Source organism: Veillonella parvula (assembly GCF_945949885.1).
Taxonomy (GTDB): Bacteria; Bacillota; Negativicutes; order Veillonellales; family Veillonellaceae; genus Veillonella; species Veillonella parvula_B.
Genome location: NZ_CAMFFZ010000010.1, coordinates 51,528 through 69,014 on the forward strand (window position 1 = coordinate 51,528; position 17,487 = coordinate 69,014).

Below are 17,487 nucleotides of genomic sequence, written 5' to 3' on the forward strand. Positions count from 1 at the left end.
CGGTCTATGCGTATCGATATTGTATCTTTATTTCCTGAGTTTTTTGATGCTTTTTTTAGTCATTCCATCATAAAACGGGCTATCGAAGCGAAACGCTTATCTATGGGTGTAACTAACCCTCGGGACTTTAGTCATAATAAACATGGTCAAGTAGATGATACGCCGTATGGTGGCGGTGCTGGCATGCTTATGATGGCACCTCCTATTTTTGAAGCTGTAGAATCCGTTATTGCTCAATATGATAGTGATATTAATGATACTTATACCACAGATGAGATGTGTGATGAAATGAGTCTTATTGGTAATTCTAATGAAAGTATACGACGCCGCATTATCTTTATGGGACCTACAGGACAGCCTTTCACACAGGAGAAGGCTCGTGAATTGGCTAGCTATGATCAAGTGGTCCTTATTTGTGGTCATTATGAAGGTGTAGATTATCGTGTAGAGAAACATCTTGTAGATGAAACGATTTCTATTGGTGACTATGTATTGACTGGTGGTGAGTTGCCAGCCATGGTAGTTGCTGATGCGGTAGCTCGTATGATTCCAGGTGTGTTAGGTGCAGCTAGCGGAGCACAAGAGGACTCTTTTTATCAGCCTCTTTTAGAATGCCCTCAATATACAAAGCCACCAGAATTTAGAGGCTGGATTGTACCGGAGGTATTGCGTAGTGGTCATCATAAAAATATTGCCGCATGGCGTCAAAAGGAAGCGTTAAAACGAACACGATTATTGCGCCCTGATTTATTGGAACGGTCATTAACAAAAGAAGAAATTAAGCTTTTAAAAGAAGTTGTAGAAGAAGAGTCTGAAAGATATAAAGGTGAAATATGAAAGCTTTAGTATTAGGCGCTACTGGTGCAGTGGGTCATCATATTGTGGATATGTTAATCGATAATCATGAAGTCCAAGAAGTTCATGTGTTCGTACGTCGTCCTGTTACGTTTACATTTCCAAAGGTAACAGTCCATATTGTTAATTTTGATGAACCTCGTGAGTGGGCTCATCTCGTAACAGGTGATATTCTATTTTCTGCTATGGGCACAAATCGTAAACAAGCGGGCACTAAAGAAGCTCAATGGATGGTAGATTATACCTACCAGTACGAAATGGCGTGCATCGCTGCTCAAAATGGCGTTAAAAAATATGGTTTAGTATCTTCCTTGGGAGCAAATCCAAAATCTCCATTCTTTTACTTGTCTATGAAAGGGCAGCTGGAAGAGATCATTTTGGAACTGCCTTTTGAAGCGATTGTCATTGCTCGTCCAGCTACGTTGATTCGTGAAGAACCGAAATTAATAGAGCGCATTAGTTGCGCTGTGTTCGGCGTAATCAATAAGGCTCATATATTAATGAGTCAAGAACCTGTAAAGACTGCTGATGTAGCCAATGTGCTTGTAAAAGCTACCTTAGGTCAGCAATATGGTATTTCTATTCTTGAAAATGAAACGATTCATGAACGTGCAGGCTACTTTAATGATTAATTTCATTAAATCCCGTTTAGGAGAGAGAGTAGTTTAGACACGTATTAAGTTATTGCTACTCTAATGAGGTTGTTTATGGAGTTTAATTGTTACGATGTCCTTGAGGTTCAGGGCAGCCGTTATGTAATAACTGAAAAAATTAAATATAATGAGATTATTCCAAAAGCTGATCAGGAACAAGCCTATAAGGCTAAGCCGTCTATGCAAAAGTCGCCTGGTGATTATTGGCATGAATATGGTCTTGAGGCTGTAGAGGGAACAGATAAAATATGGGTCACTATTGAATACAATGATAATGAGTGGTGTACCGTATCCAGAACATCCTATCGTAAACGTACTCCTAAGGGCTTTACCTTACATCAAATCGGCTTAGAAAAGGTTGTAGCAGTTGATGGTGATAGTGGCGCCTCTGTAGGTGATCGGGCAGGGTATAAGGAATATCAATTGCCTTGTGAAGGCGGTGCTAGTGTATTTTTTGAAGAAAACTGGTTTAAAGGCGAAATAATGTTTGCCGAAGGCGCACGTGTACCTTTGACACATATTCGCCTCTGTAAAGATGCAGCGGCTGATGCGATTAATAAAAAGATGCGTAATAAGCGTCTGAAAAAGCGAGTTGGAGCAATCGCTGGTGCAATTGGCTATGCCGTGCTATTTATGGCTTTTCTTGTTGGAGTTGATAAGGATTATAATTGGCATGACGTACGTGCTACGTTCGGGCTTCCATACACCGCAAAAGAGCATATGCATGATACATCAGTGTATTATTCTAAGGCGGATTCGGATAATGAATATGTATATACTTCCAGTTTAGATCCTGTTAGTACAGCATTAGATTTAATTGATTCTTTAGACGGAGATATAAGAAATGAAGGTGAGGACTTACAAGAAGGGCGTGAAGTCATTGTATTCTATGATGCTAAGTCTGCTTATATTATCACTAACGTAGATGGGCAAACTCGCGTTAAGGTGTGCGAGCCAGGAAAGTTGACGCCAGAGGAACAGGAGCTCATTAATGGTACAATGCGAAAGTCACATGTGCTTGATTCCTATGCCTATATGGTTCGCCAACGGGATAGTGGTGGGCGCGATAAATTCCTTAATGTACACAATCTTAATGAAGCCGATAAAGCTTATATGTTTAACCGGTGACTATGAATATAAAGGGACAATATTAGGAGGTTTATCATGATTTTTATTCCTGATGTATTATTGACGATTTTTTATGCTTGTTTTGGAATTTTCTTAATGTTAACTGCCAACACTGTTATTGATTTCTTTGTACCTGGTAAATTTAGTGAAGAAATTAAACGTGGTAACTGTGCTGTAGCATGGCTATCTGCAGGTTCCTTTATCGGTATTGGTGAAATATTGCGTGCTGTTATCATGTCTCCTGTAGTTACTACAGCAGATACTTCTTTATTGCACGGTGTAGTAGCAAGTGTTGTTTATGCTATTCTTGGTATTGTACTATTTGTAACAGGGTATATGTTTATTAATTTATGGCATCGTAAATATAATTTATCTGAAGAGATTATGCGTGGTAATACAGCTGCCGGTATCCTCGTATTTGGTATCTTCGTAGGGCTTGCTCTCGTTGTTAGTGGTGCTGTGCACTAAGGGAGTGTCCTATGTATAAGCCAAGTAAGAAAACCATATACATAACGAGTGCCTTTGCCGCTGTAGCGGGCATCGTTGGTGTGTCTTCATACTGGAATGACATCGCTTATGCCGTATGTGATACAATCTACCCGGAAGCAAATGATGGGGAAGTTCGATTAAAGGATAATCAAGGAAATCGCTACTCTTTATTGAATCATGGTGATGGTAAAGAAACAGCTTTGTTTGATGATGACCGATCCGTTACCTTTCACCGAGAAACGGATGGCAGTTTAGTGTGGGATGCTGGTTTAGCCAGTCTTTTGCCAAGTATTGCAGCAGGTTACTATATTTTCCATGGATTTAATCCACCTACAGCTCGTATGGATGGACGAACTATGACATACCGCGTAGCAGCTCCATTAAAACCGTATGAGGAGACTAATGTATATACAGCATCAGGTTCAAATCTGCATAGTTCTGTGGGGCGACGTACTTATCAAGACTATGAGAAGCGAAGAAGTCAAAAAGCCTCTTCTATAGGTCAAAAATCGGGCTTTGGTAGTGCTGGTGTACGCTCTGGTGGCTCGTGATGGGAGGCGATACTATGCAATCCTATATTGATGCGTTAGATACGCACATACTGCCTTTTGTAGATTATGAAGGATATGACGATAGATATCCAACGCTTTCAGTACAATCTTTTCCTGCTGAGTTCTACGATGAAATACGACATGCATCTCGTATGTTATTCCAAATATTTTATAAGGCTACTAAGGTTTTTCAGCAGGCACCTGATGAGTTTGTCCTCAATATGGATATGCCGGAAAATCTGATTCCTTATCTTCACCGAGGGAATCCGTTAGGCCTACCTACGTGGCTGTCTCGTTTTGATTTTGTTCTCGATACACAGGGGCGATTGCGCATGGTGGAAATGAATGCGGATACCCCCTGTTTTTTGATTGAAAGCTATTATGCTAATGAGGTAGGCGCGCATTATTTTGATAAAGAGCATCCCAATACAGGGGCTAGAGATGAGCTAGAACGTTTTTTGAAACGTGTTTATGACCGCACTTCTCAGGAAAATAGTAAATATAATACGGTAAAAAGTGGTGGACCTAATCCATTTGTGTTTGCTTGCTTTCATGATTATTTAGAAGATTTAGGAACTACTAAGTTTTTAATGAATACGATGAAATCCGCTTGTCCTGAGGCGGATGTACGATTTTTATCATTTTATGATATGGTCATTGATGATGAAGGGATTTTACTTCCTGATGGCAGGCATGCATCAAACCTGTATCGTTTGCATCCAATGGAATTATTGATTGATGAGACGACGGCAACGGGGGAACCGTTAGGTGAGATGTTCCTAGATTTATATAATGAGGGGCGGTTTAATTTATTTAATCCTCCAGAAGCGATCATTTTGCAAAATAAGTCATTTATGTCCTTGGTGTACGCCTTATACTTGACTAATCAATTTTTTACAGGTCCTGAGCGAGATATTATTGAACGTTATTTGACTCCGTCCTATTTTGAAAGTGATTTCCCGAACCTTGATGATGCGCTATATATTCAAAAAGAAATTTGGGGACGTGAAGGACGAAATATTCAGGTTGTTCAAAAGTGTGGAGACCAAGCCGAACTATACATGGAAAAATTTGTAGATAACTATGATGATATAGTTTGTCGGGACAGTAAAAAAGTTATGTATCAAGATTTTATACATCAGAAATGTTTTACCCATACTGTCGACAGTGGTACGAAAGAGGGGTATCTAACATTATCTTGCTTTATGCTAGGAGACCAAGCGTCTGCGGTAGGTTGTCGTTTTTCTCCTGATGAAATTGCAGGCACAGAAGCTTATTTTGTACCGCTTTTAATCGATTAATTTTATTTTGTATTTTTTATTGGTGTGGAGATATAAGGCGTTGGCTAATTTATATATCGGACTTGTTCATTATCCTATTATGAATAAACATAAAGAGGTCATTACGACGGCTATTACAAATTATGATATACATGATATTGCACGAGCATCCATTACCTATGATGTGTCTAAATATTTTGTCATTCATAACATTCCAGCTCAATGTGAGTTAGTAAGTACTATTATGGAGCATTGGAAATCTGGCTTTGGTTCTGCCTATAATCCTGATCGTAAGGATGCTTTCACAGTCGTGGAATTGGTAAACTCAATTGCGGTAGCGGTGCGAACAATTGAAGATATAGAAGGAATGAGACCGATTGTAGCTACAACAGATGCTCGCACCTATGATAATACGATTTCCTATGCACGGATGCGTGAACACCTTGAAAATGAGGGGCGCCCTGTGTTAGTATTATTTGGTACCGGTTATGGTATGACAAAAGAAACGATGGAAAGCTTTGACTATATTTTAGAACCTATATATGGCCATGGTGAATACAATCATTTATCCGTGCGTAGTGCCGTATCAATCATCTTAGATCGGCTGCGGGGCGAAGCATGGTGGAATAAATAGGAGGCGTCTATGTCAGGACATTCTAAATGGGCAAATATTAAACATAAAAAAGGTAAAACCGATGCGTTAAAAGCTAAAATGGCTACGAAAATCGGCCGTGAAATCACCGTTGCAGCACGCATGGGCGGTGCAGATCCGACGGGGAATATGCGTTTGAAATTAGCACTTCAGAAAGCTCGTGAAAATAACATTCCTAAGGATAATATTCAACGTGCTATCGATAAGGGCGTAGGCACAACGGATATGAACGCATACGAGGAAATCGTATATGAAGGCTATGGGCCTGCCGGTGTTGCCGTTACCGTTGAGGTGATGACTGATAATCGTAATCGTGCTGCTGCAGACGTGCGCCATGCTTTTTCTAAACAAGGTGGTAACCTTGGTGAAAGCGGCTGTGTAGGCTGGATGTTCAAATCTAAAGGCGTATTTGTTATCGATAAAAAAGATCATGACGAAGATGAAGTAACTATGCTCGCTCTCGAAGCTGGTGCAGAAGATCTTAAGTCTGAAGATGATGTGTTTGAAATTTATACAACACCAGAAGATTTTGATGCTGTAGAAGCAGCGCTTGCTGATGCGGATATCGAAACTGTAGTAGCTAAAATCACAATGATTCCAGATACAACGATTGAGTTATCTGGTGATGATGCTGTAAAAATGCAAAAAATGCTTGACGTATTGGATGATCTTGACGATGTACAAAACGTATATCACAACGGTATTTTGCCAGACGACGAAGAATAATAAAAAGGAGCACTCTATGGGTGCTCCTTTTCTATTGGTGAATTAAATTGAAAAATTTTGTAAAAGTTAAGAAAAGTAATAGATTTCTTATATAATTTATACGGAAATTCATGAATTTCGATGTGATATTATGCTATAATAATATAGATTATGTAATGGAGGTAGGCGGTAGCTTATCTCATTTTTAAACTAAGGGGGTTGGGGTGCGTATTATAGGAATTGACCCAGGCACGGCTATATGCGGATACGGCATTATTGACGTGAAGGGCAGCAAACTAACACCAGTAGCCTATGGGGCTATTACAACTCCTAAGGAATTAACTGATTCACAGCGATTGGAAATTCTATTTAATGATCTTAGCGATCTTTTAGAGGAATATAAGCCAGATAAGTTTGGTGTAGAGGAATTATTCTTTAACCGTAATGTAACGACAGCCATTAAGGTTGGACAAGCACGAGGTGTCATCTTATTGGCCGCCGAGCAACAGCGTATTCCACTCTATGAATATACGCCGCTACAAATCAAGCAAGCGGTCACTGGTTATGGCAAGGCTGATAAGAATCAGGTCATTTATATGACGATGAATATTTTGGGGATTCGTGAGAAAATCAAGCCCGATGATACAGCAGATGCATTGGCAGTTGCTATCTGTACGGCTCATAGTTCTCACAATGATAGATTGAAGAGGTTGGTATAATGATAGGGTATGTACGGGGCATCGTAACACATCTCTTTAAAGAGTCTTGTTATGTAGATGTACATGGTGTAGGGTATCGCGTATATGTGCCGACCACTACGCGTCAACAATTGATAGAAGGTCGTGAGGTGACGCTATTCACGTATCTTAATGTACGAGAAGATGCGATGCAACTCTACGGCTTTTGGACGGAAGAGGAATATGAGTTGTTCATACTGCTCATTTCTGTTTCCGGTATCGGTCCCAAGGTGGGGCTTGGCATTTTGTCAGGTATGATACCAGAGGCTTTTAAATTAGCGATTATCAATGGACAGGTGCAACAATTAACTAAGTTACCTGGTATTGGCAAGAAGTCTGCGGAGCGACTTGTTTTAGAATTAAAGGATAAGATTGCTAAGATGACACATATTTCTGCAGAATCACCTGCGGCTATTCAGCCTATTGGTGTCATTGCTAGTGGTGCTGCAGGGGAGGCTATTGAAGCTCTCGTATCATTAGGATACTCCGAACGAGATGTGGCTGATATTGTTGAGTCTTTAGATGATGGTAAGCGCGATGTATCTGAGTTGATTAAAGTCAGCTTGATTGAGCTTGGGAAAGGACGATAAGGATGAATGAAGAAGTACGCCTTGTCGGCAATGGCGAGCACGAAGAGGATATATGGCAATATAGCCTTCGACCTAAGTTCTTTAATGAGTATGTAGGGCAAGAAGAGGCTAAAGGCAATCTAAATGTGTATATTCAGGCTGCAAAGCAACGTGGTGAAGCATTGGATCACGTTTTGCTCTATGGGCCTCCAGGTCTTGGTAAGACTACATTAGCAGGGATTATTGCGAATGAATTGGGTGTTAATTTTCGCATAACTTCTGGTCCTGCTATTGAAAAGTCTGGTGATTTGGCTGCAATTTTAACAAATTTAGATGATCATGATGTATTATTTATCGATGAGATTCATCGCTTGTCCCGTAGCGTAGAGGAAGTATTGTACTCTGCCATGGAGGACTATGCTATTGATATTATCATCGGTAAGGGGCCAAGTGCTCGAACTGTACGCATTGACTTGCCAAAATTTACTTTGGTAGGTGCCACGACTCGAGCGGGTGCTTTGGCGGCACCTTTACGGGACCGATTTGGTATTATTAATCGGTTGGAATATTATAAACAACCAGAGTTAGAATTTATTGTGACTCGAGCCGCAGAAATACTTAATATTGGTATTGTGCCGACTGGGGCAAGCGAAATTGCGCGTCGTTCACGAGGAACACCGCGTATCGCAAACCGTCTGCTTAAACGGGTACGCGATTTTGCACAAGTCATTGGTGATGGGGTTATCACTCAAGAAATTGCAGATGAAGCATTACAACGTTTATATGTAGACAAAATGGGCCTTGATCGAATCGATCGACGTGTGTTGGAATGTATTATTGAAAAATATGATGGCGGCCCTGTAGGGATTGATACCATTGCGGCGGCCATCAGCGAAGAGAGAGATACCATCGAAGATGTGTATGAACCATATTTGATGCAATTAGGATTTTTAGGACGCACACCGCGTGGGAGGGTGGCTACTAAATTGGCCTATGAGCATTTAGGTATTTCACAGACAGGGAAATAACAATGAAAACGAAACGATTACAATTGATGATAATGGCCACTTTATTTTTAGGTGTAAACATTGGCGGTGCTTCTGTAGCACATGGAGCGACGCTGCAAAATAAAAGTGCAGTGGTAACGAAAAAGCCAACGCCAAAATCAGCAGTATCTAATACAACTGTATCGAAAGTAAATACGACAAAGAAATCTAGTTTTCGTCCACTTGCTACTAAACCAGTTGCAAAGCCGGTCACAACAACTAAAACGGTTTCTAAGTCAACTGCTACATCTACGGTGGCTAAACCTAGTGCAAAACCGGTTAGTGTAGCAAAGCCTGCTACAGCTACAAAGCCGGTAATGACGGCTAAACCAGTTAGTGCAACAAAATCAACTAGTACTGAGAAATCTAGTACTAATGCAACAGCTACGAAATCAGCTACTACAGGTAAAGCTATAACGGCTACAAAACCTGCTGCTTCTGCTACTGCAAAGCCAGCTGCTAAACCTGCAGTTACTGGTGATAAGCCTGTAGCACAAAAAAGAGTTACCGAAAAAACTGCTACTAAAAAGGTAGTAAAAACAACGGATGTGAATAGCATTCAAGCGAATATAGCAGTTATTACTCACAACAAAGTGGGCTCCGTAGTGACGCCTGCCACAGAACGTAAAGAAAATATGCCAAATGTACGTGTTCTTCTAGGTAATCGTAGCTCCGATGCTACTGTTACCTCTACAGCTAACATGGTTGTGTTGAACAGCGGTAATGGTCAAGTTAGCACAATCAGTGCTAATCGTGGTACATCTATTGGCGTTCGCGGTGGGAAGATTGCTGTAAATGGAAAGGCTATTGATAGTGTGGTTACATTGAAGCCTGCAAGTAGTGATGCACCATTCTTGTTCGAAGGTAAAGGTTATCGTGGTGGACTCACATTACGTGCCAATAATGGAACCATGATGGTCATTAACTCTGTGCCACTTGAGGATTACTTGTATGGTGTTGTCCCTCAAGAGGTAGTACCGTCTTGGCCTGCTGCCGCATTAGAGGCACAAGCTGTAGCAGCTCGCACCTATGCTCTTCATACGATGGAACAAAATAAAGGAAAACTCTATGACGTGAGTAATTCCACGGATTATCAAGTTTATAGTGGTGTGAGTGGCGAATCTCAAGCTACCACAAATGCGGTAAATAAAACTAAAGGCGTAGTTATGCTTTATGACCAACGTCCTATTAATGCTTTATTCCATTCCGATGGCGGTGGTTATACAGAGGATAGTGTAAATGTTTGGGGTAGTGATGTGCCTTACTTGAAAGGGGTAAAAGACTATAGTACTGGTACATCTACATCGAACTGGACTGTTACTACCTCTCGTCAAGCTCTTGAAAGCAAGCTTAATGCGGCAAGTAAAGGGGTAGGTAAATTGAAGAGCATTCAATTGACTCCTCTTGGTAAACCAGGGCAACAAACATCTGACCGCGGTGTATCTGGTCGCATCAAAAGTGCAACTTTCATAGGCACCTCTGGAAAAACTACTGTAGGTGGTGATGCATTGCGTAGCATTTTAGGTTTAAAATCTACACTATTTGATTTTTATGTAAATCATAATCCTGCTAAAGGCACGGGTAAGGCATATCATAGCTTTACTGGCAAGAATGATACTGTCTATATTAAAGGCCACGGTTGGGGACATGGTCTTGGTATGTCTCAATGGGGCGCTGCAGAAATGGCAAAGCGTGCTAACCCTGGAGATACAAATTATTACCAAACTATTTTGCGTCACTACTATAGTGGCATTACATTGAAGAAAATGTATTAATAAGGATAACGATGAAAGTTACAGATTTTGATTATGAATTGCCAGAGGAACTGATTGCTCAACATCCCGTAGAGCCTCGTGATACCGCACGGCTTTTAACCTTGGATAAGGTAACTGGTGAAGTGAGTCATAAAGAGCATTTTTACGATTTGCTTGAAGAACTTCACGAAGGTGATGTACTCGTATTTAATAATACGAAGGTTATCCCTGCGAGATTATATGGTCATCGGCAAGGCTCTGGTGGCAAAGTGGAGGTACTGCTACTAACCCCATGTGGTAAAAACCGTTGGGAATGCCTTGTTAAACCTGGTAAAAAATGCCCTGTTGGTCAAGTTGTTGAGTTTGATGACCGCCTGAGAGGGATGGTGATTGATAAGACTGAATTTGGAGGTCGTATCATTGAGTTCACTTGCAATGGTGTATTTGATGATATCATTCAAGAGATTGGCGAAATGCCATTACCTCCATATATTCATGAAAAACTAGAAGATAAAGATCGTTATCAAACGGTATATGCTAAGGAGAAAGGCTCTGCTGCGGCGCCAACTGCAGGACTTCACTTTACACCTGAGCTATTAGAAAAAATAAAAGCTAAAGGCGTGGAGCTTGAGTTTGTAACCTTGCACGTTGGATTAGGTACCTTTAGACCTGTATCGGCAGAGACTATTGAAGATCATGAGATGCATAGTGAGTTCTTCGTTGTATCTCAAGAAACCGCTGACCGTATTAATGCAGCTAAGAGAAACGGACGCCGTATTATTGCGGTAGGTACTACATCTGTACGTACACTCGAATCTGCTACGAATGATGACGGTATACTACAAGGTATTAGTGGATGGACTCAAATCTTTATCTATCCTGGTTATAAATTTAAGATGATTGATGCATTGGTAACGAATTTCCATTTGCCTCAATCTACATTGTTAATGTTGATTAGTGCATTAGCCGGTCGTGAACATTGTTTAGCGGCCTACGAAGAAGCTGTTCGAGAACGTTATCGCTTCTTTAGCTTTGGCGACGCTATGTTTATTCGTTAGGAGGGACCATGGCGAGTATTACTTATGAATTACAAAAGACATGTCCTCATACGGGGGCACGGGCAGGTTTACTGCACACGCCACACGGTACCTTCCAAACACCTATGTTTATGCCAGTAGGTACACAAGCTACGGTAAAAACCATGACACCAGAAGAATTAAAAGCTATGGGTTCTCAAGTTATTTTGAGCAATACTTACCATTTATTCCTTCGTCCAGGTCCAGAACTTGTGGAAGAAGCTGGGGGCTTACATAAATTCATGAATTGGGATCAAGCTATTCTTACTGATAGTGGTGGTTTCCAAGTATTTAGTTTAGGGGATATGCGTAAAATTACTGAGGAGGGTGTAACATTTAGATCCCATATTGATGGTTCTAAACAGTTCTTATCTCCGGAGGTGGCAACAAAGGTACAAGAGCAATTAGGTTCTGATATTGCGATGGCTTTTGATGAATGCATTCCGTATCCTGCCGATCATGATTATGCGAAGCGTTCTACGGCGCGTACAACTCGTTGGGCTCATCGTTGCCAAGAGGCTAGAAACGCTCATGACCGCCAAGGTATGTTTGGGATTGTTCAAGGTGGCATGTACAAAGATTTGCGCAAACAAAGTGCGGAAGAGCTAGTAGCTATGGACTTTGAAGGGTATAGTATCGGTGGTTTATCTGTAGGGGAGCCTCATGAGTTAATGAATGAAATCCTCGAATATACGACCCCATTATTGCCGACAAATAAAGCTCGTTATTTGATGGGGGTTGGTACTGCGGACTGTCTTGTAGAGGGCGTAGCACGTGGCATCGATATGTTTGACTGTGTATATCCTACTCGTGTTGCTCGTAATGGGATGGCCATGACTTGGACTGGTCGCCTTAATATTCGAAATGCTCAGTTTGCTCATGATTGGGGTTCTTTAGAAGAAGGTTGCCAATGTTATACATGTAAAAATTATTCTCGCGCTTATATTCGTCATTTGTATAAGGCGGAAGAAATTTTGGCATTACGTCTTGTAACGTATCATAATCTTTACTTCTTGTTAGAGTTTATGCGTCAAATGAGACAAGCTATTTTAGAAGATCGGTTCCCACAATTTAGAATGCAATTTTGGGATAGTTTCAAAAAATAGTAATTAAGTCTAGTCAAATTTTTATTAGGTGGCTATACTAGAAAAGAAATACATATTTATTAATCTAGGAGGATAACATGGGAGATATTCAACAAATCTTGCAAACCAGCTGGCCTATTTTGCTAATGGTAGTAATCTTTTACTTTTTATTGTGGCGTCCACAAAAGAAACAACAAAAAGAGCGCGCTAACTTGTTAGGTAGCTTAAAAAAAGGCCAAAAAATTGTTACTATTGGTGGTATTTACGGCGAAATTGTTGAACTTGATGACGAAAAAGTCAAAGTACAGGTATCTGAAAAAGTTGAATTAACATTTGCTCGTACAGCAGTTGCTAACGTACTGTCTAAGAAAAACAAGGAAGAAAAATAATGAATACAAAGGAAGCAGTGCGCCAGGCGTGTAAGTCTCAGCGCGCTGCTTTATCCGTTGCTGATTGTAGGCAGTGGACGCCGATGTTGACGAATCAAATCGTCAATAGTCCTGAGTATACATCGGCAAAAAATATTATGGCCTATTTGGCGATGCCCAAAGAGGCCGATTTAGACGATGTGATTCGTCATGCTTTAGAACATGGTAAATCCGTATACGTTCCAGTATGTACCGATAAGACGACTATGATTGCAGTTCGTCTTAAGTCTCTAGAATCTATCACTCGGGGTGTGTTAAATATACGCATTCCCTCTGAGCCATATGATATTATTGATCCACATGACTTGGATTTGATTTTAGTGCCTGGTGCTGGCTTTGACCGTCAAGGTGGTCGTATGGGGATGGGGAATGGGTATTATGATCGATTTCTCAAGGAACTTTCACCAAGTACATTTATGGGCGTATGTTGGGCGGTACAATTATGGGATACACTAATTCCGATGGATGAGCTAGACCAACGGATGAGTAAAATCGTGACGGAGCAAGGCGTTATACATTGTGTATAGCAGAAGGGAGCAACTATTTTGAACGGTAAAGCTATTATCAAGTTTTTAGTAGTCATTGCTGTCATCATTGGTACCTTTGCGTATTGTATTCAACCTTTAGCAGGTTCTTTGAAACAAGGTCTTGATTTACAAGGTGGTACGCATATTGTATTGGAAGCAGAAGATTCTGCAACTGGTACAGCTGACAATGATGCAGTAGAACGGGCGAAGCAAATCTTAGAGCGTCGTATTAATGAAATGGGTTTGTCTGAACCATTGGTACAACGTGAAGGGGCTCGTCGTATTATCATTGAATTGCCAGGTGTAAAAGATCCTGACGAAGCGATTAAACGTATCGGTAAAACAGCGGTCTTGGAATTTAAAAACGACCAAGGTCAAACCGTTATGACTGGTGATGATTTAAAAGATGCTAAAGAAGAGTTAGGTCAAAATAAACAACCACTCGTTGCTATTGAATTAAGCGATGAAGGGGCTAAGAAATTTGCTGATTTAACATCTAAAAATATTGGTCGTCGTATTGCCATTACATTGGATGGTAAAGAATTGACTAATCCTGTAGTACAACAAGCAATTACAGGTGGTAAAGCCACTATCTCTGGTAGTCAAAGTTTAGAAGAAGCTAAAGACTTGGCTATTTTATTACGTTCCGGTGCATTGCCTGTTAAAATTAATGTATTGGAAGTGCGTACAGTAGGTCCTTCTTTGGGGCAAGACTCCAAGGATAAATCTGTTGTAGCCTTCAGTGCCGGTATTGCAATGATCATGATTTTCTTGGTTATTTTATATCGTTTTTCTGGCATCGTAGCTAATATAGCGTTACTTGTATATGTTATGCTCTTATTACTCGTGTTGGGCAAGGGCTTTAATGCGACTATGACATTGCCAGGTATTGCTGGTATTATCTTATCCATGGGTGTTGCGGTAGATGCGAATATTCTAATCTTTGAACGTTTCAAGGAAGAGGTGTTTTCCGGTAAATCTATGCGGGTTGCTATGGAAGCAGGTTTTAGCCGTGCGTTAGCCACAATTACTGATGCAAACGTATCCGTTATCATTACAGCTGGTATCTTAACTATTTTAGGATCTGGTCCTGTAAAAGGCTTCGCTATCAGCTTAGGTGTAGGTGTTGTGGTAAGTATGTTCACAGCGATTACTGTGAGTCATTTCTTATTGCGCTTATTAATTGATTGTAACTTTACAAACCATCCATTCTGGTTTGGTGCGAATATTTCTCCAAGCACAAGTGCTGACGCATTTGCACCTAAATCTTTGAAAGGAGGTAAACGCAAATGACATTAGACGTAATTAAACATCACCGTTGGTGGTTTGCTATTTCCTCCACACTCGTTATTATCAGCTTAATTTCCATATTTACTAAAGGGTTTAACTTTGGTATTGATTATACTGGTGGTACTATTGTTGAAGTTGTATTTGATCAACCTGTAGAGGTTAGTCAAGTTCGTGACGTTCTAAAAGAATATAATCTTGAAAATGCACAAATTCAGCTTTCCGGTGATACTACTGGTGATACAGCTGGCGAAGACGTAATGATTCGTACACGTAATCTTGAGTCTAGTGAAAGTGCAGCTGTTGTTGATTCTTTGACTAAATCTATTGGTAACAATACAGTTAAACGTATTGAAACTGTAGGTGCTGTAATTGGCTCTGAAGTTACAGAACATGCGTTATTAAATCTTGTTATAGCATTCGCAGCATTAGCTCTATATATTTCTTATCGTTTTGAATATAAGGTTGCCATTTCTGCTTTAGTTGCCATTTTTCATGACTTGATTATGGTTCTTGGTGTTTTCTCTTATTTCCAATTAGAGATTGATGCATCCTTCTTAGCTGCCATTCTTACGGTTGTAGGTTATTCCATGAATGAATCCGTAGTAATCTTTGACCGTGTTCGAGAAAATACGCATACTCACAAGCGTTCTGATACATTTGCAGATCTTGCGAATGCATCTATTACACAAAGTATTCATCGTAGTTTCTATACATTGGCAACAGTTATGTTTGCCTGTGTATCCCTTTATTTATTTGGTGGAGATACTACAAAGAACTTTGCTCTTTGTATGATTATTGGCTTTGCTAGCGGTGCGTACTCCTCTATCTGTGTAGCTACATCCTTGTGGGTTATGTGGAAGAGCCGCAATAAAAATGACGTACGTAATCAATAATAAGTTATAAATTATTATTGTGTTAATGATTAAAGTACAAGAACCTCTCTTGATTTATTTTTAGAGAGGTTCTTTTATTTTGCCATTTTTTATTATGTAAAACGGTATAGGTATATTACAGATAATATTCATTTTTAACTATACAAAATTTAAAGAGGCTTGTTCTTGAATTCCATAAGATAGAGGCGTAAAATGGCTAGGTGATACGATATAAAAGGAGATACAAATATGGATTCAAATAGATTATGGAGCCCTGCTTTTACTAATTATGGTATTAGTAGTGGTATTTTATATATGACTCAATATGTTCTCGTAGCGGCATTGCCAATTGTAATCACGTCTGAACTGAGTGGCAGCGATCTTGATGCGGGCTTAGCGATGACATATTTTCAAATTGGCACAATTTTATGTAGGATTTTTGCAGGACGATTAATAGATGGTTTTAATAAGCGTATTGTTCTATTAATATCAACAGCCTTGTTTTTCATTATTATGGGATTATTTAATTTTACTACCTCCTTAGAGGCTGTTTTTGTACTACGTGGGTTACATGGTGTTGTGTTTGCCTTTGGAACAACTGTGATGGCTACTTTAGCAGTATTAGTATTACCTCCTAATCGAAAAGGTGAGGGGGTTAATATGTTTGCTATCTTTTCAAATATAGCAATGGTTTTAGGACCTGCTATCGGTCTATATGCTTTATCGTCATACGGTGGTAGTATGGCATTATATATTTTTTTAACGATTATGACTGGATTGGCTATGGTCTTAAGTAATATTATTCCCCTATCAAAAGAGTTAGCATTACCTAAACAATCAAAATATAAAGGTTGGCATATTTCCCAGTTTATAGAAAACAAAAGTTTACCTTGGGCTTTAATGGGCTTATTTATTGGTTTTACTTACTCTGGTGTTTTAGTTTTTATACCTATAGAACTTAATAGCATGGGGGCAGGAATATGGGGAAGTGCTTTCTTTGCTATTTTTGCGTTGATGATTATTATTAGTCGGCCTATAGTAGGAAAAATATATGCTCGATATGGTTCAAAGATTATTATCTATACAGGATTAGGATTATTTATATTAGGCTTATTTGCATTGGGATTAGCTATAACACCATTAGCTATTCTATTCACCGCTCCATTGTTGGGGTTAGGCTATGGTGCAGCACAACCTGCATTCCAAGCGTTAGCTATACAATCAGCTCCTATTGAGCGTGCGGGTGTATCAACAGCAACTTATTTTCTAGCCTTAGATATAAGTGTCGGTGCTGGATCGGTTATACTTGCAGTATTAGCTAGTGCGTGGGGCTATCAATATTTATATATGTTCACTGCATTGGTTATGGTGATAGCACTTGCTTTGTATCATATATGGGTAAAAAGATATACTCCTTTAGAACTATAGATATTTTAAGGTAAAAATTGGGTAAAGAAGTATTTAACAAGTTAAAATGTGTTTTAATGAGATATTATATATAGAGTGTTAAGAAAATGATGAAAGTAAGATGAAAATGATGAGGTAGCAATTTTATATATTGACGTTTATTATATTTATGCTATACTAATACAAGTCATTAGGACACAGCTCAAATGATAAGTATAAAAAACTTCTTAAAAGTTAAAAAAAGCACTTGACGTAATGAGCTTAACTTGATAGAATAATCAAGTCGCCAGTTGATAAAACACTTCGACGAAAGAATGTGTAGACTGGTACAGATCTTTGAAAACTGAACAATGATAGGTAATCAATCAAAATGATTGAACATA

General features: G+C 39.6%; 19 protein-coding genes. All 19 read left to right on the forward strand.

What is annotated here, in order from left to right; genetic code table 11:
- Window positions 1–6: 6 nt before the first annotated feature.
- Entirely contained in the window at window positions 7–837 is an 831-nt protein-coding gene (trmD, locus tag Q7O55_RS04625; protein ID WP_303928796.1) for a tRNA (guanosine(37)-N1)-methyltransferase TrmD, read from the forward strand.
- Window positions 834–1,487: an NAD(P)H-binding protein gene (locus Q7O55_RS04630; protein ID WP_303928797.1), complete on the forward strand. Its 654-nt coding sequence runs from the start codon at window positions 834–836 to the stop codon at window positions 1,485–1,487. Before trmD ends, Q7O55_RS04630 begins: the two co-directional genes overlap by 4 nt.
- Before the next feature lie 75 nt (window positions 1,488–1,562).
- A complete protein-coding gene (locus Q7O55_RS04635; RefSeq protein ID WP_303928799.1) occupies window positions 1,563–2,636 on the forward strand; it encodes a hypothetical protein in 1,074 nt (357 codons plus the stop codon).
- A 36-nt stretch (window positions 2,637–2,672) separates the two neighbouring features.
- The gene (locus Q7O55_RS04640) at window positions 2,673–3,104 is read left to right on the forward strand and encodes a DUF350 domain-containing protein (protein ID WP_009352625.1); all 432 of its coding nucleotides are present in this window, start codon (window positions 2,673–2,675) and stop codon (window positions 3,102–3,104) included.
- Window positions 3,105–3,115: 11 nt separating this feature from the next.
- The gene (locus Q7O55_RS04645; RefSeq protein WP_303928801.1) at window positions 3,116–3,676 is read left to right on the forward strand and encodes a hypothetical protein; all 561 of its coding nucleotides are present in this window, start codon (window positions 3,116–3,118) and stop codon (window positions 3,674–3,676) included.
- Window positions 3,677–3,690: 14 nt separating this feature from the next.
- Window positions 3,691–4,977: a glutathionylspermidine synthase family protein gene (locus Q7O55_RS04650; protein ID WP_303928803.1), complete on the forward strand. Its 1,287-nt coding sequence runs from the start codon at window positions 3,691–3,693 to the stop codon at window positions 4,975–4,977.
- 40 nt (window positions 4,978–5,017) lie between these two features.
- Window positions 5,018–5,590, forward strand: coding sequence for an RNA methyltransferase (locus Q7O55_RS04655; protein ID WP_303928805.1), 573 nt, complete (start codon window positions 5,018–5,020; stop codon window positions 5,588–5,590).
- A gap of 9 nt (window positions 5,591–5,599) precedes the next feature.
- Window positions 5,600–6,334, forward strand: a complete 735-nt coding sequence (locus Q7O55_RS04660; RefSeq protein ID WP_303928806.1) for a YebC/PmpR family DNA-binding transcriptional regulator — start codon at window positions 5,600–5,602, stop codon at window positions 6,332–6,334.
- A 203-nt stretch (window positions 6,335–6,537) separates the two neighbouring features.
- The gene (ruvC, locus tag Q7O55_RS04665) at window positions 6,538–7,032 is read left to right on the forward strand and encodes a crossover junction endodeoxyribonuclease RuvC (RefSeq protein ID WP_221741836.1); all 495 of its coding nucleotides are present in this window, start codon (window positions 6,538–6,540) and stop codon (window positions 7,030–7,032) included.
- Window positions 7,032–7,640 (forward strand): Holliday junction branch migration protein RuvA, encoded by a 609-nt coding sequence (ruvA, locus tag Q7O55_RS04670; protein ID WP_303928808.1) that lies wholly within the window; start codon window positions 7,032–7,034, stop codon window positions 7,638–7,640. Before ruvC ends, ruvA begins: the two co-directional genes overlap by 1 nt.
- Before the next feature lie 2 nt (window positions 7,641–7,642).
- Complete coding sequence (gene ruvB / locus Q7O55_RS04675) at window positions 7,643–8,647, forward strand: Holliday junction branch migration DNA helicase RuvB (protein ID WP_295816474.1); 1,005 nt, start codon at window positions 7,643–7,645, stop codon at window positions 8,645–8,647.
- Window positions 8,648–8,649: 2 nt separating this feature from the next.
- On the forward strand, window positions 8,650–10,440 hold the full coding sequence (locus Q7O55_RS04680) for a SpoIID/LytB domain-containing protein (RefSeq protein WP_303928811.1): 1,791 nt from the start codon (window positions 8,650–8,652) through the stop codon (window positions 10,438–10,440).
- An 11-nt stretch (window positions 10,441–10,451) separates the two neighbouring features.
- On the forward strand, window positions 10,452–11,477 hold the full coding sequence (gene queA, locus Q7O55_RS04685) for a tRNA preQ1(34) S-adenosylmethionine ribosyltransferase-isomerase QueA (RefSeq protein ID WP_303928813.1): 1,026 nt from the start codon (window positions 10,452–10,454) through the stop codon (window positions 11,475–11,477).
- Between the two features lie 8 nt (window positions 11,478–11,485).
- Window positions 11,486–12,601: a tRNA guanosine(34) transglycosylase Tgt gene (gene tgt / locus Q7O55_RS04690; RefSeq protein WP_303928815.1), complete on the forward strand. Its 1,116-nt coding sequence runs from the start codon at window positions 11,486–11,488 to the stop codon at window positions 12,599–12,601.
- A gap of 77 nt (window positions 12,602–12,678) precedes the next feature.
- Complete coding sequence (yajC, locus tag Q7O55_RS04695) at window positions 12,679–12,969, forward strand: preprotein translocase subunit YajC (protein WP_105087073.1); 291 nt, start codon at window positions 12,679–12,681, stop codon at window positions 12,967–12,969.
- Window positions 12,969–13,535, forward strand: a complete 567-nt coding sequence (locus tag Q7O55_RS04700; protein ID WP_303928816.1) for a 5-formyltetrahydrofolate cyclo-ligase — start codon at window positions 12,969–12,971, stop codon at window positions 13,533–13,535. The genes yajC and Q7O55_RS04700 overlap by 1 nt, the downstream gene beginning before the upstream one ends.
- An 18-nt stretch (window positions 13,536–13,553) precedes the next feature.
- Entirely contained in the window at window positions 13,554–14,828 is a 1,275-nt protein-coding gene (gene secD / locus Q7O55_RS04705; RefSeq protein WP_278472450.1) for a protein translocase subunit SecD, read from the forward strand.
- Window positions 14,825–15,718: a protein translocase subunit SecF gene (gene secF / locus Q7O55_RS04710; protein WP_004695602.1), complete on the forward strand. Its 894-nt coding sequence runs from the start codon at window positions 14,825–14,827 to the stop codon at window positions 15,716–15,718. The genes secD and secF overlap by 4 nt, the downstream gene beginning before the upstream one ends.
- 228 nt (window positions 15,719–15,946) lie before the next feature.
- Window positions 15,947–17,125: an MFS transporter gene (locus Q7O55_RS04715; protein ID WP_303928820.1), complete on the forward strand. Its 1,179-nt coding sequence runs from the start codon at window positions 15,947–15,949 to the stop codon at window positions 17,123–17,125.
- Window positions 17,126–17,487: the final 362 nt, after the last annotated feature.